Raw genomic sequence first — 22,750 nt, 5'->3', positions numbered from 1 at the left:
TATGCGCATAGCCGTTTTTTCGGACATTCATTCTAATTTAGAAGCATTACAAGCAGTGCTAGATTTTCTAAGCCGAGAAAAAATTGACCAGTTTTTATGTTTAGGGGATATTGTCGGCTATGGGGCGAATCCTAATGAATGCGTGGAAATGATTAAAAATCTTAATTGTCTCTGTGTTGCCGGCAATCACGATTGGGGGGTTTTAGATAAAACGGACATTGCAAATTTTAATGAACCTGCCCAAGTTGCATTACTATGGACAAAACACAGGTTGAATAAAGAGAGCAGGGAGTATTTAGCCAAACTTCCACTCAAAGTAGAATGGGAAAAGTTCTTTTTGGTTCACGCCACGCCTAAAGAACCAGCAGACTGGCATTATATATATCGGTTAAATCAAGCAGAGGCACAATTTCAATATTTTAACCAGCCAATTGGCTTGATTGGGCATTCTCATTATCCAATAATTATTGAGCAGAACATCGAACGAAAACAGATTCAAGCAATCCAAACACACCAGGTATCAAGATTTAATATCGATTGCCGGTATCTGATTAATGTCGGTAGTGTTGGCCAACCACGCGATGGTGACTGTCGAGCGTGTGTTGTCATCATTGATAATGAGACCAATGGTATTAGATGTGAACGCATCGAATATAATATTAAATTGGCCCAGCAAAAGATATTAAAATCAGGACTGCCATCAATCCTTGCCCATCGTTTAGCATTAGGTAAATAATCGAGACAAATAATCAACCTTTTTCCCAAAGGCATTTTTATTATTTGTCATACTTTAGGGTGGATATCATAAGTTCAACTCACTTAAAAGAATAAAGATGGACTGAGGGGTCTGAAACAATTATGCTTTACGGCTTGCAATTTTTTATATCTTTTTGAGAATTTTCAGGGCTTAAGATCTGTTTAATGGCTTTGGGCAATTGATTAATTAAGTCAGAGGCGGTTAAACAATATTCCGTTGTGGATTTTACCTTCAAGTCAGCACTTAGTCCGTGAAGATAGACACCAAGACAAGATGCATATATTGGTGTGGCGCCTTGGGCAATAAAACCAGCAATAAGGCCAGTTAAGACATCACCACTACCACCTTTGGCAAGTCCGGAATTACCTGTTGGATTAATAAAAACTTTTCCGTCAGGTGTTCCGATTACAGTTGGGGCACCTTTTAAGACTATGTTGGTGCCAAGTTTTTTTGCCCAGAGTTCACACAAATCGATTCTTTCGCGATTAATTATTTCTGGAGCGATTCCGATGAGTCGACTGAATTCGCCCGGATGTGGCGTAAGGACTATATGGGCCCTTTGGTTTGCCGGTAACTTTAATAACATTGGAATTGTAATATTATTTATGCCATCAGCATCAAGCACGATCGGTATTTTTTTAGACGAGACCATGACCTTTTGAATCAATGCCTTAGTTTCGGGATGGGTTGTAATGCCTGGACCAATTATTAGAACATCTGTTTGGTCAAGGAGTTTTTTTATTTGGTCAAAGCCTGATAAAGCTAAGGTTCCTTCTGAAGTGGTTGGTAGGGGCACTTTAATCACTTCAGTTAATTTTTTCTCTACCGCGGAATTAATGCTTATGGGAAAACATAAGCGAACTAAACCAACGCCAGATTTTAAGGCACTCAGGCTGGTAAGACAAGCAGCACCAGAATAGCCTTTACCACCAGCAAGGACGGTGACTGAACCAAAAGTTCCTTTATGGCCATTTGGTCTTCGTGCCGGAAAAATTTGTTTAATAAACCGAGAAGTTAAAAGGTAAGTTTCTGTTGAGAACAGCGATTTAAGTTTTGGCGGTTTGTTTGAACTGATTATCGTAGTAAAGAGATTATTATAGGCAACGCCCAGGTCAGCAATTTTGACCATACCACAATACGACTTACCAGGATAAAGCCAATGTCCTCTTTTATATAAACCCATTGAGACAGTTTGATGGGCTTTAACGGCAAGGTTCCAAATTTCACCGGTATCGCCATTTACTCCTGAGGGTATATCAATGGCAATTTTATATGCATTAGATTGATTAATTAATTCGATCGCCTCACGAAAAACACCTTCAGGAGTGCCTCTAAAACCAGTGCCAAATATGCCGTCAATGATAAGGTCGGGATTAAAATTTTTTATCAGGGATAATTTTCTGGTATGGGTAACTTCAATGATTTTGATTATTGATGCCAGAGGTTGGCTTTGACTAATAAATTTATTAATGATTTCATAGTTTATTAAGGCATCATTATGATAGTTTGCTTTGGGCAGAATCAAAAGGATAATCTGTATTTTAGGGAATCGATTTACCAAATATCGGACGCTGACAATAGCATCGCCGCCGTTATTACCTGGACCAGCCAAGATAAGAATTTTGGGCGCGACAATATTATGGACTTGAAGATATTCAATCGCACATTCTGCAACCGCGCGACCGGCATTTTCCATCAGCAAAATTAAGGGTATACCAAATTGGCTATTAATTGCCATATCAAGACTACGCATTTGCTGATTAGTAACCACTGGCTCTAAGAGAGATGTTATTTGTAATAAATCGAGAGAATTCTTTTTATCCATCTTTGAGATTGTTCTGTAATCGTATTTGTAAGTAATTTTCTCTTTATCCATTTTTAAGATTCTACCGCAATCATATTTGAAAGCGATTTTCTCTTAAGAGTTCTTTTCATCAGTCCTTGAGAATAGTTTGCAATCATACTTGGAAGCAATTTTCTATTTTACTTGATATTAATAACAGCATATAATCAGTCAGCAATTTTTATTTTAATTGATAGTAATATGGTTTTGCTCGTTTGAATTATAAGGTATTTATCTTTTTGCAGCATAAAAGTCAGGCAGTAAGCAATTTTCATTTTAATTGGCAAGGTGGTTTTAGGACTTCCAACACTTTTTCTCGCACCGCATCTGCAGTTTTTATATTCAACAGGTTTATACCGATACTTAAAACAGGATAGCGAAAGCGCGTGTCGGTTAAGACCGATAAGATTTCAATACTTTTGATTTCCGGGTGGCTTTTGATAAACTCTTCATCAAAGACATCATAAAGATTTTGCCAGCCTAAAGGCAGGAGTCTTGGGGTTGAACCGCTAAGGAGAATGCCAAATTTTTTCATTAACACCGGGACAACATCTTTATAGTAGTTCAGAAACTGCAGACGATTTTCCGCAGCACCTAAAAGCCAACCAGTGTCTTCCGATGGGTCGATGAGAAGGAATACCTGCTGAATGCTAAAAGAATTTTGTAAATTACTATGCAGGGGCATCATAGATAACGCATTTTTACAGAATTCTTTGACGATAGCGTCATCTTCTAAAAGTGCTTGTGCAGGTTTATCGGCGAAAAGAGTTCGGATATGATAGACATTGAGTGCTTTTTGCAACATCTCACTGATATTGTGATAACGGCGAATATGGGATAAAACCAACCCACAGCCAATTTTAGGATTTAAGAGATTCTTGTCAATCACAAGATACCAATTTTTAACAATGCGTAAATTAGACACCATAGTTTACATTTCGCCCAGATGCCAGTTTATCGTGAAGGGAAAAACGGCTAACAGTGATTAATTTTTTTAGCATTTAGTAGCTCTGAAGTTTTTTGCGGAAAACTTCGGCTTCATAAGAATCTTCAGCCAGACATTTGACAAAATCATCAAAGCCATCTTTTTTTAAGAGATAATTGCCATTACCAATTACAATAGCTTTGCTTTTAATCCATTGCGCCATCACTTCAGGCGAATATTTGATTTGGAGATAAGTATCATAATTTGTAATCGGTTTTTTAGTTTTGGGGTCAAGGATAAATCCGATAAGCACATAAGGGTAAGATTGTAAGTCAATTTTATAACATGGTGGTAAGGTAACTTCAGTATGAACGGTCTCCATTTCAGGTGGAATGACTTCGACTTTAATAATATTTTGCGGGTTGAGCAGTTTAGGTAAATCAAATTCACAAGTAAGACCTAAGCGATGGGCAATGATGCAGATTCCCAGATTCTGTAATCTAATCGTAGTATCAGTTGGTTGATAGATTCTTATCATTCGAATCATAAATTTAACTTTTTTTTGAAGGAGCAGTAATTCTCGTAGCATATATCTGGTCATAAAAGATGCCAAGCCTTTCATTCGGTATTTAGGATTTACCATTACATCCCAATAGATTATCTCACTAGTGTGAAGGTTGCGGTCAATTAATGACCGGGCGATGGTTTCGTCTTTTGATTTCAAAAAGAGATTCATTTTACAATCAGTTATTTCTTGCTCTATTTCTAACTGCTTATCTTTTAACGGACCGCTCAGGATTTCTACGGTCAGCCGGTTTGATGGTGATGCGCTATTAGTGTCATAATAGATTTTGTAATCAAAGGTAAAAGGTTGTCGAAGAAACTTATGGTTTGTTTCACTTGCTTTTGATTTTGTCTGGAGCAGATAGGATTTTCTTAGAAAATTCTTTTTATAAAAGTCTCTCCAGTTCATATGATAATTTCGGTTGTAGCATTTGTTTATCGCATTAGATTAGGGTTTATGCGAATGGCTCGGGCAATACATTCGATGGCTTGTTTGGTCTCGCCTTGGTCTCGATAGATGATGCCGAGATTATACCAAGCAGAGGCATGGTCTGGTTTTAATTTTAAGATTTCTTTATATGTTTTGATACTGGTTTCGATTTCACCTAATTCATAATAAGTTTGAGCGAGATTATATAAAGTCCGAATCAATTGCGACTCTTTCTCTTGCGGTTCAAGTTGATTATGCATAGTAATTCTTAAGGCTTTTTCAAAATAGTGTAAGGCTTGCGCATATTGCTTTAATTGAAAATAGACATTTCCTAAACCAAAGACACCTTCAAAATAATCTGGTTGTCGTATTAAAAGTCGGGAATAAATTTTTTGTGCTTGTTCTAATTTTCCATTCTGATAATAGCAATTGGCAAGGTTGTTGTAAGCCTCAATAAGGTCAGGTTTTATGGCGATAACTTTTTCTAAATAGGGGATGGCGTTATCATAATCTTTAAGTAAACAATATGTAAGACCCAACAGATGGTTTATCTCAACCGCATCAGGATAATGTTGAGAAATTTCTTTAATCTGATGAAGGGCTGAATGGACCTGTCCGGTTTTAAGATAGAGTTGAACTAATTTGTTGAGAAAAATTGGATAATTGGGATATAATTTTACTGCACTGTAATACATCTTGTGCGCCTGGTCAATTTCTCGGCCAATTTTCATATGCATATCAGCAATATTAGTGATTGTTTTTGCAATTAAGAACCGATAGTCGTAATGATATTTCACTGCCGGCGGCACAAATAAAATTTGTGAACTATCAGCAATCTGCCACCAGACATTTATTGTCGGAAAGACAATTTCTAAAAGGTATTCATCTTTTTCAGTTATGACAATATAAACAGTAAACCCCCAATGGGTAAGTAAGATAGTGTCTAATATTGCAAAGACATCTTTTGAACCTTTAATTGATTTTGATCGTTGCCAATTCTGGTCTAATAAGTTAGTAAATAAAAAGTTATCTTCATCAAAATTACGAGCCGGCAATGTCTTTGCCATTTGATTGCGTAGAATCGAAAGAAATGTCAATTGGGCATCAAGACTATCTGTACTTTGCCAATGTTTAAGTTGATTGGAAACTACAGGTAGATTGGAGATTCGGGATAACAATACATCAAGCTTCTGAGCATAATAAAAAAATTTTGTATTCGATTTAACACCATTTAACAAAAGGACCGCATAAGTCAGTTCTAAGGCTGTGCCCAATTCTTTTTTGAGCATATCCAAGTTATTGATAAATTGGTCGATATTATCATAATCAACTGCTCGTTCTGTAGGTGTGCGAAAACCGGGACAGGTTAATAATTCTTCTATTTGGTCTTCAAGATACATAGGCAAAATTCCTAAGGCTCGACAGATTGCTTGTTGGTATTCCCAATCTGAGAGCCGAGAAAAATTTAATTTATGATGGATTAATCGTGCCTCAGATTCAGCACGAAGAATCTCAAGATGTTTTTGTAAAGGAGAAAGCGAATTGAATTCACTTTCAGTATAACGCAATAAGACATCATCAAAAAAATAGAGTGGCATCTGCCATTCTTTGGACAGGGTTTTTGAGCAAAAGCGAAAAGAATGATGCGGAAAAGTCGAAAGATTTGCCAAAGACTTTTGTTCATAAGGCATAGTGTGCATCAAGATATCATCCACACCAAGTAAATACTTCGCAAAGCGTTGAGCATAATCTAATAATTCCTTATCAGATTGACGAATAACAGATTTAAGAAATGAAGAAAAAGAGACAGCTGTACTTATCTTAGAAGTAGAAGGCGTATAGTCATTCATACGCAAAACAGATGGTGTAATATCAGTTAACACCAAAACTGCAACACAGATAGATACTGATAATGACAAAATGCCAGCCAGGTGTAATCAATAAACAGTCTAAATTTTTAATCAGTTCAATGTTAGTCATTAGAATTTAATCTTATTTTTTCAACTAATGAAGTTGACAATTTACCTTGCCGAAAATCCGACTGACTTAAGATTTTTAGGTGAAACGGGATGGTCGTTTTAATACCTTCAACAACCATTTCTTTTAGGGCTCGTTCCATTCGTACAATTGCATTTAGCCGGGAAGTATCCCAGGTGATAATTTTGCATATGAGCGAATCGTAATATGCGGGAATGTTGTATCCGGCATATATATGCGAGTCAACGCGAACACCTAATCCTTGGGGAAATTGTAATGCTGTAATCTTTCCTGGTGCTGGCTGGAAATCTTTAGAGACATCTTCAGCATTTATTCGACATTCCAGCGCATAGATATGGGGATTTCTTAATGATGGTAAGGTGGTATCGATTTTTTGTTTGTCTGCAATGAGTATCTGTTGTTTGACAATATCAACGCAGGTGATGATTTCTGTTATCGGATGTTCTACTTGAATACGAGTATTCATTTCCATAAAGTAGTAATCAAAGTTATTAGGGTCATCAGTCCGGGGAACGATAAGGAATTCCATAGTGCCGGCATTTTCATAATTAATAGCCGAGGCACCTAATACCGCGTCTTGGCAGATTTTAAGACGAGATGTTTCATCTAATAAAGGTGATGGAGTTTCTTCAATAAGTTTTTGATGACGTCTTTGAATGGAGCACTCGCGTTCGAAGAGATGAATTACATTTCCGTATGAGTCAGCCAAGATTTGGACTTCAATATGACGCGCATTATCAAAATATTTTTCCATATATACACGAGCATCATTAAAACTGGCTTGGGCTTCAGCTTGGGCTAAACGGAAGTTGGTTTCTAAATCGCGTTCTTGTCTTACGATCCTCATTCCTTTACCACCACCACCAGCAGCAGATTTTAATATTATGGGATAACCGAGAGCGTGAGCAATTTGCCGGGCTTGTTTAATGGATTCAATTGCATCTGGCGAGCCGGGCACAACTTTTAAGCCGGCTTCTTGCATTTTTTTTCTTGCTAGCAATTTATCAGCCATTAAGCGGATAATAGATGATTTTGGACCAATAAATCGAAGATTACAGGCTTCGCATTGTTCAGCAAAGTCAGGGTTTTCGGCTAAAAAGCCGTAACCAGGATGTATGGCATCGCAACCGGTAATTTCAGCTGCAGAGAGAATGCGGGGAATATTGAGATAACTGTTTTCAGCCGAAGGCGGACCGATGCAGATTGCTTCGTCACTGAGTTTAACTGGCAAAGAATCTTTGTCTGCTTCAGAATAGACGACAACCGCTTTAATGCCTAGTTCATGACAAGTGCGAATGATTCTTATGGCAATTTCACCACGATTAGCAATCAGTATCTTCTTAAACATAAAATAACATATCAACGAAAGTAATTGCTTTATTGGATGGAAATATCCTTAACTGATAACAATTACCTTTAATTGCAAATTTTTTAGACTCTTTCAGACACAAATCTTTAGATTCTTTCTTAATAATAATTAGATTGCCTTTAGTTGCAAAATCTTTAGACTCTTTCTCCATAAGAGTTAGATTATCTTTAGGTGTAAAATTCTTTAGACTCTTTCCACATATGAATTAGACCTGGTATCGATTCGGATTTTATCACCAACTTTAATAAAGAAAGGGACTGATATTACAAGACCGGTTTCTAATTTTGCGGGTTTGCCACCACCGGTTGCGGTATCGCCTTTGTAGTCAGGTTCGGTTTCGACCACGGTTAGTTCTACAAAGTTGGGTACTTCTATTGTTAGGGGTTTGGCTTCAACATATAGAATGTCGACGATGGTGTTTTCTGTAAGATAGAGAACCTTATCACCTAAAATCTCTTTTGATAGGGCAAATTGGTCGTAGTGCTCAAGTTCCATAAAGTGATAGTTTTCGCCATCGTTATATAGATACTGGCATTTTCTGCGCTCGACTTGTAGTTCTTCCAGTTTTTCTTCGGAAGAGAGATTTTCTTCAATTGTCTTGCCGGTTAGTAGGTGGCGAAAGGTAGTTCGGACAAAGGCACGGCGTTGGGCAATTTTTACGCGTTGGTATTCGACTATTTCCCAAATGTCATCGCGATATCGAACTAAAAGTCCAGGTCGAAAATCATTAGGTGTAATCATAATAGTTTTATTGGGTTAGGTTTTGTTGTAATTTAATGTGTCGGCTTGGTTTTAATTTTTTTCTTAGCATAATGGGTTAGATTTCAATTAATTCTTTAGGGCTGAGGGTTAAAATTTCGCCGCAATCTTTTTTAACTAAAACTAAATCTTCTATGCGGATACCATATTTTTGGGGCAGATAGATTCCAGGTTCGATTGTTATGGTCTGGCCTGTTTTTAATTTGTCAGTGCTCTTTGTGGTTAACATTGGCTTTTCGTGCACCATTATACCAACACCATGACCTAAGCCGTGTCCGAAATATTCGCCGTATCCTTGGTTTTGAATCCATTCGCGTGCAGTCTTATCAATATCAGCACAACAGACATCACTTTTAATTTTGGCTTGGGCTTTTTTTTGAGCACTGGATACAATATCATAGAGTTTCTTTATTTCTGCAGTTGCTTTGCCCAAAACTATGGTGCGGGTCATATCAGCACAATAATAGTCATAGCGAGCACCAAAATCAAAAAGTATGACATCACCTTTTTTTAATTTACGATTTGTCGGCTGAGCATGAGGTAAGGCACTCCTTTCGGCAAAAGCAACAATCGTAGGAAATGCTATATCTGCTTCTTTTTTTAATTGATAGTCAATTTCATTGGCAAGGTCTTTTTCGGTAACGTTGGGTCGTATCTTAGTTAAAATATTCCTATAAACTTTATCGGTGATGGCAACTGCTTTTTTTATTTTTTCTAATTCTAAATTACTTTTTATTGAGCGTAATTCTTCAATAAATCCATCATCCCGCGGTATTAATTTGACTTTATTTTTTAACTGCAGTTTTAATTTTTGATAATTGGCATAAGTGAGATGATTGCTTTCAAATCCACAGATTGAGATTGGGTCAAGGTCTTCTGTGGGAAATTGGGTAAAAAGATTGCGGTTAACTATTTTTATTTGGCAATTGTAGACTTCATTATATACTTGCGTCTGATAACGAAAATCAGTGTAGAAAATCGGTAGGGCTTGATTTTTCTTTATTAAAAGCATGCCGTTAGAGCCGGTGTAGTTAACTAAATAGAAAAGATTAGATAAATCTGTAATTAAGAAGGCATCAAGTTTATGTTGAGTAAGGTAATGTTTGACTTGCATTAGCCGAGATTTATAAGGTTCTTTTGAGGGTCTAAACTGATTCATTTTTTCAAGTGGTTGACATTAGGATATTTTACTAACATTAAGATAATCTGCCTGAGTTCAGCCATATTTTGCTACTAATCAATTAATTGCAGTTTTGCGTTTGTGCGACATACATCTTTATCAGAGATATTTTATTATGTAAAGTTACATAATTTTGAATAAATAATACATTAAATCCTGCTGTAAGTCAAGAGATTCCCCAATCCCAGAAAAGAAGCATATCTGGTGCAGACAGCGCTGATACGGCAAGAATTTGTGATTTTTAATTCTGGAGATTTTGTTTAAGCCCTTTCGGTTATTTCAACTCTATGGGGACATTGCAAAAGGTCATTTGGGTAGTGTCAAGATTTTGGGGAAGATTTTCCAGAAAGACTATGGTACAAAGGTGCAAAAGTTCAAAGGTACAAAGATTTAAGGGTAAACTTCTTGGTAGTGCAAGATTTAGAATAGAACTACATACATTTTCGGTGCGGCGCCAAGACATGGTATCCACTCCAAGGACCTAATTCTACCGCTACTTTATCTAACATTATCGGTACAACCTTACGAATATTATCATCAATATCCGGCATCTGCTCTTTAAGATACTCAAATGGTGTCTTAAAGTCAAGTGCTGAATGCTCCCGATAATTGTTGTAATAGTAATTGTATCTTAACCCTTCAGTCAGAAGCTCGGCTTCGGATTTGATTTTAAACACTCTCGGAATATAGAACTCTTCATCATCGGTCCGATGCGACCGTTCTAAATGGGCGCTCTCTTCCGGATGCCCTTTGTGATTCTGAACCAACCGACAACCAAAACCAATCAGTAATTTCCGCAACTCTTTTACTTTTAACCACGACCGACCACCAAATTCTTCACCATTATCCACCGTAAAGATAATCTGACACTTCACCCTATGCGAGCGTAACCACGATATCACCCAAAAATAAAAAAATAACCCGTTGATCCAGGACTTCTCTTGCGAATAAGCAATCAACTTAAAACGCGAGTTCACATCCAACGCACTCCACTGATAATTAGGTATCTTAAAAGTATCAAGATGGATAATCTGCTCGATGGTTAAGGCTTTTTGGTCACGGATGTGTTTGACATCAATTTGGACAATCTCAAAAGGTTTGGCTGAATACCAGTCAACACATTCTCTTTTCTCCTTCTTTCTTTTCTTCGAACGGATAAGTTCTTTAATTTGGGCTTGATGTCTTCGCAAGATGTGTCGGATTGTCCTGGCGGAGACATTACAGATATCTGGAGAGTCTTTTTGGTCCGAGATGGATTTTAGTTTTCATTGCGACTACTTTAGTTTCGATTTCCGGATCTGTTTTTCTTAGTTGATGAAGAGGTGTTTTAGGACGGTCTTTTAAGTTGCCTTGGCGGAATTTATCAATAATATCATAGACTACAGAGCGGTTGATGCCGAATGCTTTTGCGGTATGAGAGATATTATTACCGGTGGATTTAAGATATTCGATTACAGATTGACTGGCGTTTTGTGGGTTGATTTTTCTTAATTCTTTATAATTGATAAGGGGTATATTTTGCATATTGCTTTATGTTTTTGAATAAACGTTTAAAATTAATTTTTGCTAATTTCAAGACCTGTTTCACATATCCATTATAATTAAATCTCATAAACTGTATAGTATCTCTTGGACACATTGCATTCGGTATTGACATTCTTAAAAATGAAAGGTATTATTAATATTATTGTCAGATACATTATCAGCGCAAACATTATGTTTATAATTTGTGTTTTAATTGGTTGGATGAATTCAGCATAAGGAGTAATTTATGATTATTCTGTTAATAGTTATTGCGATTATTGTTGTTTGGTTAGTTAGCACTTATAATGTTTTAGTCAGTCGAAAGAATCGAGTTAAAAATGCCTGGGCACAGATTGATGTTCAGTTAAAGCGCCGATATGATTTGATTCCGAATTTAGTTGAAACAGTTAAAGGTTATGCCCAACACGAACGGGAATTGTTGGAAAAAGTTACGCAAGCACGAGCCCAAGCCCTTTCGGCTAAAACAGTCGGTGAGACCGCTAAAGCCAATAATGCGCTCTCCGAAACCCTGAAATCCTTGTTTGCGGTTGCAGAAAATTACCCCACACTTAAAGCTAATGAGAATTTCTTAAGACTTCAAGAAGAACTTTCGGCTACAGAAAATAAAATCGCCTTTGCCCGACAATTTTATAATGATGAGGCAATGGCGTATAAAATTATAATCGAACGGTTTCCCTCTAATATAGTTGCCGGCATCTTCCGATTCCGACCCGAAGAATTTTATACGATTCCAGAAACAGAAAAAGCACCTGTTAAAGTATCGTTTACACAAGACTAATAGCAAATCGCGGATAGCAGTTTTAAGGTATGAGACAAACTCTGTATGATTTAATTAATAAGAATAAAATCCGCACAGGTCTTTTTATTGTTGCTTTTAGTTTAATCTTAGGTGTCGTCGGTTATGTCTTAGTTCAAATCTTTCACTGGGGAACTGCAGGTTATATCTTTTTCGGATTGTTTATCATCTTTTATAATATTCTGTTATATTACAATTCGGATAAAATTGCCTTAGCCTTTTCATCAGCCCAAGTTGCTTCTGCAGATAAATATCCCCAACTTCATAATGTTGTTGAAGAATGCGCTATTGCCGCGGGTATTCCTAAACCGAAAGTTTATATTATCGCTGACCCAATGCCTAATGCCTTTGCTACTGGCCGTAATCCCCAAAAGGCTTCGGTGGCTGTAACTACCGGGCTTTTATCAATGATGAATCGTGAAGAACTTCAAGGTGTGATTGCGCATGAGATTTCGCATATTAGAAATTATGACATTCTGATTATGACCGTGGCTGCGATTATCGGTGGTCTGATTATCTTATTTCGAGATATATTTTTGCGATCAATGTTTTTTATGCCTAAAGGCAGAGACCGAGAACGACGCAGTGGCGGTGGCGTTTTAATAATAGTGGGAATTGCGTTAGCAATTATTGCACCAATTTTAGTCTGGTTGATCCGTGCCGCAATATCGCGCGAGCGAGAATATCTGGCAGATGCTTCTGGTGCTTATCTGTTGCGTTATCCAAATGGTTTAGCCTCAGCCTTAGCCAAAATCAAAAATTATCAAGGCAAACTCCGGTCCGCATCAGATGCCACGGCCCATCTTTTTATTGCTAATCCTTTTGGTTCAGACCGGAGTTCCATCTCTAATCTTTTTGCAACCCACCCACCAATAGAAAAGCGTATCCAACGACTAATGCAATTACAGATGTGAGTAAATAAAAAGATAGCATAAATACTTTGAATAAATTTAGACTTGCTATGTTAAAGATAAATGATGCTCTTTTAATGGTAATGTATATGTTCTGGTTAAATATAGACTTGGTATGTTAAAGATAAAGATGTGTCTGCTTATGGTAGCATATAATATTCTGGGTAAATTTAGACATAATATGTTAAATATAGTTGACTTTAAAGATATGTTAAATTATAATAATCTTAATTTTTTAGTATCGAATTTGGAAAAGATTGATTTTGCTTGTTTAATGAAATATCAGAATGCAGTTTTCATCATTGCCCATAATCTCAATTTTGGAGGTGTTAATGAAGTCTTGGCGATGGATAATTTGCCTTTGGCTTTTAGGAATCGTTTTTAACTGGGCTTATAGTGCAACACCTTTGGATGCCCTTCTGCGCGGGGGTAGAATCCATTTTCAAGGTGGCCGGTATGAAAGAGCCTTTCAGCAATTTCAATCGGCACTAAATAGTTATCCAGGAAATCCTGAAGCCCGGTTCTGGTTAGCATTGAGTTTAGAAAAGTTAGGTAAATCAGTTGAATCAGCCGAGAATTTTGATACTTGTTTTATCGATGCTCGAGATTATGTTGATAAGATGCTTAAGGATAATAATATTCAATATACGGTGTTTAATGCGTTCACCCGAGCAGGTAATATTATGAATCAAAAGGGCAATTACGACCTGGCAATTAAATATTTTACTCGGGCAACAGAATCTGACCCGAAAAATATTCAAGGTTATTTACAATTAGCCCAGATTTATAGCACAGTCGACAGTGTCGCAAAAATTAAAGGGATTGCGGATAAACTTTTTCAATTAGATTCGCTCAACCCACAAATTAATGTCATTTTAGGGAAATATTTCTTTAAAAAGCAGGACTGGGATTCTTCTTTGTTTTATTATGAAAAATCGGTCAAACAATTCACTAATAGCCTTAATAAAGCCAAAGATTTGTTAAGCACGGAATTAAAAATCGACTCGCCTAAAACCGAAACGGTCTTAATTAAGTTATCAGAATTGCGCGGCACAAAACAACTTGAAAGTTATATTGCCGAATCGTTAAAAGCCAAACCGAAAATGACAAAATTAGCCGGTATGAGTAACGAGATTTATCTGATTATTAATCTGCTTAGTAGCAGTTATTTCTATGCCGGCTCATCCGCATTACAAAAAGCAAATACTTTTACCACCGAAACCCAGCAAAAACAATATCTTAGTCTCGCCAGTAATTATTTTAATGAAGTCCTGCGCTATAATCCCTTAGATTATGATGCGTTGTTTAATTTAGGCTTTACCCAATATCGCTCCGGCGCTGATACTGAAGCCGAAAAGATTTTCAGTTCAATCACGCAATTAGCTCTATTGCCATTGTCATCATTAAAAGAATCTTTGGCTCGTAGTCTGATTGCAGGAGTTGATGATATGAAAAAAGGCTATTGGGAAATTAAAACAGAATTGATTAAAGATGTGGAACAAGAACTTGATAAGAGAAAGACTTTTAAGACCGGCTACTGGTATTTATACTTTCCAAGTCTAAAGAATACAACACCGGCTGAACTGGCTTCTAATTTATCAAAGGTTTTTGTCAGCGGATTAGACCCAGTAGCAGTTGAAGAATTGATGTTGTTTTATGGCGCAGTCCAAACTAATCTTAAAAAGTATGATTCTGCAATTGTCTCGTTTAATACAGTTTTAGCCTTAAATCCGAAAAATCAATCCGCTTATCGAAATTTAGCAGTTTGTTACCGGGAAAAAGGTGAACAGAAAAAAGCCTACGAGATACTTCAAGAAGGGGAAAGAATTAAAAAACAACCTTAAGAAAACAATTTCTAATCGGAAAAAAGTGAACAGAACAGAAAAGTGTATGAGATACTCCCAAAAGGTGAAAGAATCAAAAGGCAACCTTAAGAAGGCAAATTTCTAATCGGAAAAAATGAACAAAAAATGTATGAGATATTCCCAAAAGGTAAAAAGTATCAAAAAACAACCTTAAATAAAATATGCTACAGGGTTCAATGTTTGACTGCAGTAACATTTTCTTCAGTCCGACTGAGAAGTGGATGCTAAAACTCTGTGGCAAGATAAGGGGTGAAAAATGACGAAATTACTTAATGCTATTATTGCGATTTTAACATTAGTTTTGATATTTATTATTGTCTATCCGCAGTGGCAGGAAAGTCGTCCCGTTACTGTCCGAATCGGGTGTGATAGCACGGTTAGTTCAGTAGTGTTTGCAGTTACTCAAGAAAAAAACTTTTTTAAGAACGAACGGATAATTCCAGAATTTGTTTATTATTCTGACCCGAACCTAATGCTAAATGATTTGACTTTAGCAAAAATCCACTGTGCCATTGTGCCTTGGCCAACTTTACTGAAATATGTTCCTATTACATCAGATTCATTCAAAGTGTTAAGTTCTGTTGAATTCCGCGTTTCCATTCCGATTGATGCCATCTTTATTAATCCAGTTAATAAGACGAAAATTAAAGACTTAAAAGGACTAAAAAATAAAAGATTCGGTTATCCGCCTCAGGTGCGAGAACTAATACCAGTGGTGTTGAAACAATTAGGCATTAAAGAGACAGAAATTAAATTAATTGAAATGCCTAATTCCGCATTAGTTTCTGCATTGAGCCAAAATCAACTGGATGCAATCTTAGTCTTAGAACCAGAGCGAACTTCGGCTTTGAATCAAGGTCTGGTTGCATTAGTTGAAGCAGTTCTGCCGAAAAATATCGTAGCACCATTTCCCGGCTCAGCCTATACGATAACCGCTAAACTAATTAAGAACCAGAAAAGAATTGCAACTAAACTGAAAGTATTACTTGATGCAACGGTTGCTTTTGTTGATGCTAATGTGGAAGATTCGCGGAAAATGTTTTTGAAGTTCTATAATTTAGACCCGAACCGCTATCAAAATGTCTACTTACCACAATTTCAAAAACTGGTTGAAATCAATAAAGGCGCTGTGATTACTTTAATGAGCAGAATGGTGGAAGCCGGCGTTTTGATGAATTCATTTGACATTCAGCCCTTGTTTCCTGAACCAGCACAATTCAAACAATAGAGTCAGTTAACAAACATCAGATGAAGGAATTTACTTTAGTTCTTTTAATATGAGAAAGCAAATTATACTGGTTCTTTTAATGGGACATTAGAACTAAGTTAATTTACCCAATGAAACCTGTTATCTTTCCGGTCGTGCTAGATGGAGGGCTGCCGGTCCTCTGTAACCCGAAACCCGGCTTATGCGGGATTGATAAGGCAAATAGAGTATTCCCCAAAGAGCCTAAACTTTAATTGGTTTTGACGATGAAGACCGGGTCCGACAATAATTTTGCCTACAAACCCCGCCAGGACCGGAAGGTAGCAACGGTAAGTAGTGCTAAAATTAGTTGTCGGAGTGCCTGGTTGGAGCCAAAACCATTTAAAGACCTCTTTGGGCGAATGCGAATTTGCTGCACGACCGTTATGTTTGATATTATCGACTCTGTTGGTTAATAAGTATGGATTATCAGGTTTTACCGCTAAAATACCGACCCCAAACTTTGGACGAATTATGGATTCAAGAACATATTAAAACAACACTCAAAAAGGCAATTAAAGATAATCGAGTAGCCCATGCTTATCTTTTTGCTGGTCCACGAGGCGTCGGCAAAACAACTACTGCTCGAATTTTGGCAAAGAGTCTGAATTGTGTTAAGGGTCCAACTTTAACCCCTTGTCAAAAATGTTCGGTTTGCCAAGAAATTACTAATTCCCAGAGTTTAGATGTAATTGAAATTGACGGTGCATCTAATCGAGGCATTGACCAAATTCGCGAACTGCGCGAGAATATAAAATATTTGCCAACCGCGTGCCCCTATAAAATCTATATTATTGACGAAGTCCATATGTTAACCGAACAGGCATTTAATGCTTTGCTTAAAACCTTAGAAGAACCGCCCAAACATGTAAAGTTTATTTTTGCCACGACCGCACCTCATAAAGTACCCAGCACAATTTTATCGCGTTGCCAACGATTTGATTTCCACCGAGCAACAGTTGAAGAAATTGTTAAACGATTACAATGGATTGCAGAAAAAGAAAATATTAAAGTCAGCGAAGAAGCACTATTTGCTATTGGTAAACGCGCTGACGGCTCAATACGCGATGCGGAAAGCATCCTGGACCAACTGCGAGCATATAAACCTGAAGGCATTGAATTAAAAGATGTGGAAGACCTTTTAGGCATTATCTCGTCATCCGTCTTCTTTGAGTATACCGAACTGATTTTGACTAATGATAGTAATCCAGAACGGAAAATGTTAGAATTTATCGACCGAATCTTTTCGACTGGTTATGATTTTATGGAATTTTTCTCTGGATTGTTAGAGCACTTTCGGTTATTGTTAATGGTGAAATTAGGCGTTAAAAAACATATATTGGGAATACTTCCCAGTGATTATCCGAAGTTAGCAGAACAAGCCCAAAAATTCAGTCAGGAAAAAATCTTAGCCATAATGAAATTTATTGCGGATAATGAGAACGAAGTAAAAAGAAGTACAGAGCCAAAGATTCTTTTTGAAATTCTTTCTTTGCGACTGCTGGATTTATCAGTTGATACCACCAAATGTCTAAGTCTTTCGAAAAACGAAGTGAATGCAAAATTCACTACCAGAAATACTAATACTCCCAAGACTACTGAGACCATCAATGAAGTGAATTCGAAACTCAGTAACCGAAATTCTAATGATGCTCAAACTATTGAGACAATCTCAGAACCTACTTCAAATTTAATCGGCGAAAGGGTTCCTCAATCTCTCTCGGAAACAAATACGTCTTGGGAACAAATTGATGTTTCAGACGCTTCAGCCTTATTAATGTTATGGCAATGTTTAATTTCTGAGTTAAAGAATTGCCGGCCGTATTTAGCCCAATGTTTGGCAATGGTCTCAGTTGATAAAATGGTCAACAATACAATAATACTCATCTTAGACCAAAAATCGGCTTCAGACCATAAGGATTTTATTGAACAAGAAAAATCCGATATTGAACGTCGCTTGTCGGAGATGCTAAAAAAGCCCATACGCATTGCTTTGCAAATTTCTCAAGTTTGTGTTAGTAATGATACCCTAAAAGAAAAAGAACCCCTAACCTCAGATACCGAACAGGTAAACCAATCAATTCGAGCAGATAAAAACCAACCGTTAACTGACCCAGAAGCAATTTTTAAGTCGGTCTTTCCTAATGGCAAACGCATAAAATAATTTAAAATGCCCTTTGCAAAAGGACTATAATTCTAAAGAATATGCGCTCCTTTGGTGCCAAAGACAAAGTCACGGAAAGTCTTAATCTGTTTGTATTAACTACTGCAAGATTTTTAAGAATAGCATTTTAGTATGATGAATTTCGATTTTAAGAAACTGGCAAAAATTCAAGAAACTATCAATCAAGCAATGGCTAAAGTTAAAGCTGAAGCCTCAGCCGGCGGCGATATGGTAAAAGCAGTTGCTGACGGATATGGCAATATTGTCTCAATTAAAATTGAGCCGGAACTGCTAAAAGATTTAGACCTTGAGATGTTACAAGACTTAATCGTAGCCGCAGTTAATGAAGCCAAAAATAAAGCAAAAGAAGAAGTCCAAAAGGAAATTGAAAGAATCATTGGATTTCCCTTACCACCATTTCCTCAGGTGTGAAACTACTTGCATCTTGCTTAATGAAATCGTAAAATCAGCAAGAGGATTAAATTTCTACTTGAAAATCGAAATATATCATTCTGAATAAAAATATGACCAAGGTTCTTAATAATCTCATTGAACAACTGATGAAATTACCGAGTATTGGCCGAAAAACTGCTCAGCGCATAAGTTTCTATCTGCTTAAAGCCAAAACCGAAGAAGTCGAAGACTTGGCTCAAGCCATCATTGAAGCCAAAAGAAAACTTCATTTCTGTCCGGTGTGTTTTAATCTCACAGAGAATGAACTCTGTGAGATCTGTCAAGCACCTGACCGTGACCGAACTATAATATGTGTGGTTGAAGACCCGGCAGATATTCTTTCCATTGAAAGGAGTCATAAATACAACGGTTTGTATCATGTCTTAGGCGGAGCGCTTTCACCAATTGATGATATCGGACCAGAGGAGTTAAAAATAAAAGAACTGGTGCAAAGATTAACTAAAGAGAAATTCGCTGAAGTTATCATTGCAACTAATCCCACTCGCGAAGGTGAAGCCACAGCCCATTATTTAGTTAAAGTGCTAAAACCGTTAGGTGTTAAAATAACCCGTATTGCTCGGGGCTTACCCATTGGCAGTGATTTAGATTTAGCCGACGAAACAACTATTTCTGAAGCATTTGAAGGCAGAAAAGAATTTCAATAATCAGGATTAATTTCACAAAAGACCATCGTCCCGGATATTTTATTCTGAATGGTTCGCTTAAAGCCAAAAATAAACTTTTCTTGTATCCAGAAAACTAGCAAGGAGAATACAGATAAACAAAATTATGAATGAGATAAAGATAAGCAAGGCTCCATTCTGAAAATTAGGTAATACCTTGTAGATAATTACACTTAGAAGTTGACTGGTAATATAGCCGACTAAAGCGTTTTTACCTAAGGTCTCGAAAATAAAGATGCGGTGATGTCCAATTTCAGTAATAATGTGGAAAAGGAATAATCCCACGATGGCAACTCCAGTAGAAAATATAATATAAGAGATTGAGACCAGATGTTTATTAAAAGGAATAAGCAAAGAGAGTAATGCGCCAACAAAGAGATAGATTAATGCCCAGATGGCTAAAATACCAAAGGGATCTTTCTTTTGTTTTGATTTGAGTAAATACGCCAGCACTGAACCCGTAATAAGAACAAAATTCCAGGCAAGAATGGCATAAGGACCGGCTAAACCGGTTTCTATAAAATTCATAACCCAATTGTGCGCGCCATTAAGAATTGTAATTTGATAAACGATAAGCAATAACAGAGCAATAATTATGCGGAGAAATGGTTTCATAAACATAAAGCCCAAAGCCAAAATTCCAACTGCACCGATTAGTTGTAATACTTCCCATTGGAATTTGCCCATTGCGACAAAATAGCCCAAGAAACCAAACGCAAAGAGGATAAAGTATCTTTTTAAGAAATGGAGAACAGCAGAAAGTTTGGTATTATATCTAATTCTTTTATGCCAAGAGAGTTGATAAGAAATACCAAGGGCAAAAAGAAAAATTGGAACACCTAAGTCAGCAATAGTAAGACCATTCCAAGAAGCATGCCAAAACCAAGAAGGTAGAGTTTTATAGTAGGCAAGAAAATTTCCCAGTATCATAAAGAAGAGCGCAACTCCGCGTAAAACATCTAATGCCCGCCATCGGTCTGGAATTGGTGAAGTATAGATAAACGAGATTTTCAAAATATGTAGTCTTTGCTTAAAAGGTCATATCATTTTGTTGAGCGTAGCAAATAATCTCTATGCCCCCAATAACAACATTATCGTTTTTCGAATACTCGGTAATATTTAGTCATCAAATTAAATCGTCAGATCTATTTATAATTATCATACTATGCGTAGCAAACGATCTTCATATTAAAAGATAGTGACATTACAGTCCCGCAGGTACACAAACTATTTAGTCTTCAAATTAACTTTATATTTATAATTTATAACTATAATATCTTATCTGTCAACAGTAAAGGATAACAAGAACAATAAGAAGAAAACACGGTCGGAATCAGTGATGTCTAATCTAAGTTAAAGATTTAGATAACGAGTTTTCACATAAGCCTCAATTGGTATATTTATAATATCTTATTTTATTAACACTGAGTAAATATATGATAAGAAGAAAACACGATTGAGATGAAGGAAGTGAGGTCTAAATTAAAGATTTAGACAACGAGTTTTCTCATACACTTCAATTGATATATTTATAATACCTTATTTTGTTAATATTGGGTAACTATATGATAAGAAGAAAACACGATTGAGATGAAGGAAGTGTAGTCTAAATTAAAGATTTAGACAAAAGTTTTTCTCATATGTTTTAATTTCTTTCTTAGCACACAACCTTTAGTAAAAATTATTATAATTCCTGATAAATTATAACGCCTTAAATCTCGTTGGATTATTAACAAGATAAGAAGCAAAGACACTTATCAGGGCAAATATTTACTATATTGATTACATCCTACAAGACAATAGGATCTAAGATAAAATATATCTAAGACAACGAATAATCTTTTTAAGCGTTTTCTACCTGATAAGCGACCTTCTCTACCGCATATAAGTCAGATATTGCCTTTCCCAATGCTAAAAACGGGTTAGCCCCACCCTAGCCCCTTAACATAGAAATCTTGAAAACGCCTTCCTAATAGGCCTACAAAAAATCTTGTCAAAAGGTTCTTTTGTTCTTGACATTTCATAAAAATAGGTGTATTTTTCTCGTATGAATATTGTTGTCTTAGTTCTATCAGTTGTTATTATTGGATTGCTTATCTATTTGCTGTTGCGACCACAAAGACCTCAGGCTGAACAGAGTTTAATGATGCTACAGAATCAAATTGAGAGTTTAAGAAATCAGACCAGTGATAGTTTAACAAAACAACAGCAGTTAATTAATCAGCAACTGGCACAAATTACATCACAAATTAATCAACAACTGCAGACAATTGTTCAGCAACTTTCAATGACCACGGGTCATATTGGTGAACGGTTAGATAAAGCCGCAACAGTGATTTCGGATGTTAAAAAAGAAATCGGCGGACTTGCTCAAGCATCGAAACAGATATTTGATGTGGGTAAGGATATTGCTAAATTATCAGAAATTCTGAAAGCACCGAAAACTCGAGGGCTTTTAGGTGAATTTTTTCTAAACGATTTATTGAGCCAGATTTTACCTCAGGATTATTATGAATTACAATATCCGTTTAAGTCGGCTAAAGTGGATGCAGTAGTAAAACTCGGTCCGAAATTAGTTCCCATAGATGCCAAATTTCCCTTAGAAAACTTTTCTCGCATCATCGAAAGTTCAAGTGATGACGAAAGAGCGCGATTCCGTAAGGAATTCTTAAAAGATGTGAGAAAACATATTGATGATATTGCCAATAAATATATTCTACCGGATGAGGGAACTTATGACTTTGCGCTGATGTATATCCCAGCAGAAAATGTCTATTATGAAGTAATTATCAAAGAAAATCCAGAGGAGAAGAGTGTTGCTAAATATGCCTTAGAGCGGAAAGTGATTCCGGTTTCGCCGAATAGTCTTTATGCTTATCTTCAAGCAATTGTGCTTGGTTTACGCGGTTTGAAAATTGAGCAGAGCGCGGAACAGATTTTACAAGCATTACAAAAACTGACCAATGATTTTGATAGTTTTCGCGAAGATTTTGAAACCTTAGGAACGCATTTGAGAAATGCCCAAGGAAAATACGAATCTGCGGAAAAGAAACTTATTAAATTTGACGATAAACTATCAAGTCTGGAATCAATCAGTCCTGAAGAAAACATCAAAAAACTGACATAAGGTCCGGGAAATTATTTTCTCTTCCTGAAGTCACTAAAATAACTAATTTGGGGTTTTGTTTAGAAGCAATTTTCTGAAGCATTCTTATAAAGAAGAAGGAAGATACGGAATACAGAAATGTATTAGTAAAAAGAA

At 36.5% G+C, this 22,750-nt stretch carries 20 protein-coding genes and 1 other RNA gene; 11 read left to right on the top strand and 10 right to left on the bottom strand.

Translation table 11 applies throughout. The annotated features are described in order from the left end of the window. Window position 1 precedes the first annotated feature (1 nt). Window positions 2–736 (top strand): metallophosphatase family protein, encoded by a 735-nt coding sequence (locus tag N2201_00210; GenBank protein ID MCX7784647.1) that lies wholly within the window; start codon window positions 2–4, stop codon window positions 734–736. Between the two features lie 127 nt (window positions 737–863). On the opposite strand, the gene N2201_00205 is transcribed toward N2201_00210, so the two are convergent. From N2201_00205 to N2201_00165, 9 genes are all read right to left on the bottom strand, one after another. Continuing rightward, complete coding sequence (locus N2201_00205) at window positions 864–2,633, bottom strand: NAD(P)H-hydrate dehydratase (protein ID MCX7784646.1); 1,770 nt, start codon at window positions 2,631–2,633, stop codon at window positions 864–866. A gap of 238 nt (window positions 2,634–2,871) precedes the next feature. Beyond that, on the bottom strand, window positions 2,872–3,528 hold the full coding sequence (locus N2201_00200) for a hypothetical protein (GenBank protein MCX7784645.1): 657 nt from the start codon (window positions 3,526–3,528) through the stop codon (window positions 2,872–2,874). A gap of 73 nt (window positions 3,529–3,601) precedes the next feature. Further along, window positions 3,602–4,498 carry a hypothetical protein gene (locus tag N2201_00195; protein MCX7784644.1) on the bottom strand — a complete coding sequence of 299 codons (897 nt, stop codon included), beginning with the start codon at window positions 4,496–4,498 and terminating at the stop codon, window positions 3,602–3,604. A 26-nt stretch (window positions 4,499–4,524) separates the two neighbouring features. Beyond that, complete coding sequence (locus N2201_00190; GenBank protein ID MCX7784643.1) at window positions 4,525–6,402, bottom strand: tetratricopeptide repeat protein; 1,878 nt, start codon at window positions 6,400–6,402, stop codon at window positions 4,525–4,527. A gap of 89 nt (window positions 6,403–6,491) precedes the next feature. Further along, entirely contained in the window at window positions 6,492–7,865 is a 1,374-nt protein-coding gene (gene accC, locus N2201_00185) for an acetyl-CoA carboxylase biotin carboxylase subunit (protein MCX7784642.1), read from the bottom strand. 204 nt (window positions 7,866–8,069) lie between these two features. Beyond that, window positions 8,070–8,627: an elongation factor P gene (gene efp / locus N2201_00180; protein ID MCX7784641.1), complete on the bottom strand. Its 558-nt coding sequence runs from the start codon at window positions 8,625–8,627 to the stop codon at window positions 8,070–8,072. 76 nt (window positions 8,628–8,703) lie between these two features. Next, window positions 8,704–9,804, bottom strand: a complete 1,101-nt coding sequence (locus N2201_00175) for a Xaa-Pro peptidase family protein (protein ID MCX7784640.1) — start codon at window positions 9,802–9,804, stop codon at window positions 8,704–8,706. 452 nt (window positions 9,805–10,256) lie between these two features. Beyond that, window positions 10,257–11,015 (bottom strand): integrase core domain-containing protein, encoded by a 759-nt coding sequence (locus tag N2201_00170; GenBank protein MCX7784639.1) that lies wholly within the window; start codon window positions 11,013–11,015, stop codon window positions 10,257–10,259. Window positions 11,016–11,043: 28 nt separating this feature from the next. Then, a complete protein-coding gene (locus tag N2201_00165; GenBank protein ID MCX7784638.1) occupies window positions 11,044–11,349 on the bottom strand; it encodes a helix-turn-helix domain-containing protein in 306 nt (101 codons plus the stop codon). A gap of 247 nt (window positions 11,350–11,596) precedes the next feature. Between N2201_00165 and N2201_00160 the strand changes: the two genes are divergently transcribed. The 9 genes from N2201_00160 to recR all read left to right on the top strand — a co-directional run bounded on the left by N2201_00160 (window position 11,597) and on the right by recR (window position 19,470). Next, window positions 11,597–12,148, top strand: a complete 552-nt coding sequence (locus N2201_00160) for a LemA family protein (GenBank protein ID MCX7784637.1) — start codon at window positions 11,597–11,599, stop codon at window positions 12,146–12,148. 29 nt (window positions 12,149–12,177) lie between these two features. Continuing rightward, entirely contained in the window at window positions 12,178–13,080 is a 903-nt protein-coding gene (locus N2201_00155) for a M48 family metalloprotease (protein ID MCX7784636.1), read from the top strand. Window positions 13,081–13,285: 205 nt separating this feature from the next. Beyond that, the gene (locus N2201_00150) at window positions 13,286–13,462 is read left to right on the top strand and encodes a hypothetical protein (protein MCX7784635.1); all 177 of its coding nucleotides are present in this window, start codon (window positions 13,286–13,288) and stop codon (window positions 13,460–13,462) included. Then, window positions 13,410–14,921 (top strand): tetratricopeptide repeat protein, encoded by a 1,512-nt coding sequence (locus N2201_00145; GenBank protein MCX7784634.1) that lies wholly within the window; start codon window positions 13,410–13,412, stop codon window positions 14,919–14,921. The genes N2201_00150 and N2201_00145 overlap by 53 nt, the downstream gene beginning before the upstream one ends. Before the next feature lie 277 nt (window positions 14,922–15,198). After that, window positions 15,199–16,170 carry an ABC transporter substrate-binding protein gene (locus N2201_00140; GenBank protein MCX7784633.1) on the top strand — a complete coding sequence of 324 codons (972 nt, stop codon included), beginning with the start codon at window positions 15,199–15,201 and terminating at the stop codon, window positions 16,168–16,170. Window positions 16,171–16,302: 132 nt separating this feature from the next. Next, an RNA gene (gene ffs, locus N2201_00135) (signal recognition particle sRNA large type) lies at window positions 16,303–16,569 on the top strand. Window positions 16,570–16,609: 40 nt separating this feature from the next. After that, entirely contained in the window at window positions 16,610–18,352 is a 1,743-nt protein-coding gene (gene dnaX / locus N2201_00130) for a DNA polymerase III subunit gamma/tau (protein MCX7784632.1), read from the top strand. A 132-nt stretch (window positions 18,353–18,484) separates the two neighbouring features. Continuing rightward, complete coding sequence (locus N2201_00125) at window positions 18,485–18,784, top strand: YbaB/EbfC family nucleoid-associated protein (GenBank protein ID MCX7784631.1); 300 nt, start codon at window positions 18,485–18,487, stop codon at window positions 18,782–18,784. 92 nt (window positions 18,785–18,876) lie between these two features. Then, complete coding sequence (gene recR, locus N2201_00120; GenBank protein MCX7784630.1) at window positions 18,877–19,470, top strand: recombination mediator RecR; 594 nt, start codon at window positions 18,877–18,879, stop codon at window positions 19,468–19,470. A 57-nt stretch (window positions 19,471–19,527) separates the two neighbouring features. On the opposite strand, the gene N2201_00115 is transcribed toward recR, so the two are convergent. Further along, window positions 19,528–20,502, bottom strand: a complete 975-nt coding sequence (locus N2201_00115) for a heparan-alpha-glucosaminide N-acetyltransferase domain-containing protein (protein ID MCX7784629.1) — start codon at window positions 20,500–20,502, stop codon at window positions 19,528–19,530. 1,033 nt (window positions 20,503–21,535) lie between these two features. Here N2201_00115 and rmuC point away from each other — a divergent pair. After that, window positions 21,536–22,615 (top strand): DNA recombination protein RmuC, encoded by a 1,080-nt coding sequence (gene rmuC, locus N2201_00110; GenBank protein ID MCX7784628.1) that lies wholly within the window; start codon window positions 21,536–21,538, stop codon window positions 22,613–22,615. Window positions 22,616–22,750: the final 135 nt, after the last annotated feature.

The organism is candidate division WOR-3 bacterium (genome assembly GCA_026418155.1).
In the GTDB taxonomy this organism is placed as follows: domain Bacteria; phylum Hydrothermota; class Tepidihabitantia; order Tepidihabitantales; family CAIPLT01; genus JAOABV01.
Note: the sequence above shows the minus strand (reverse complement) of the source record. Positions and strands in the feature narration are given on the sequence as shown.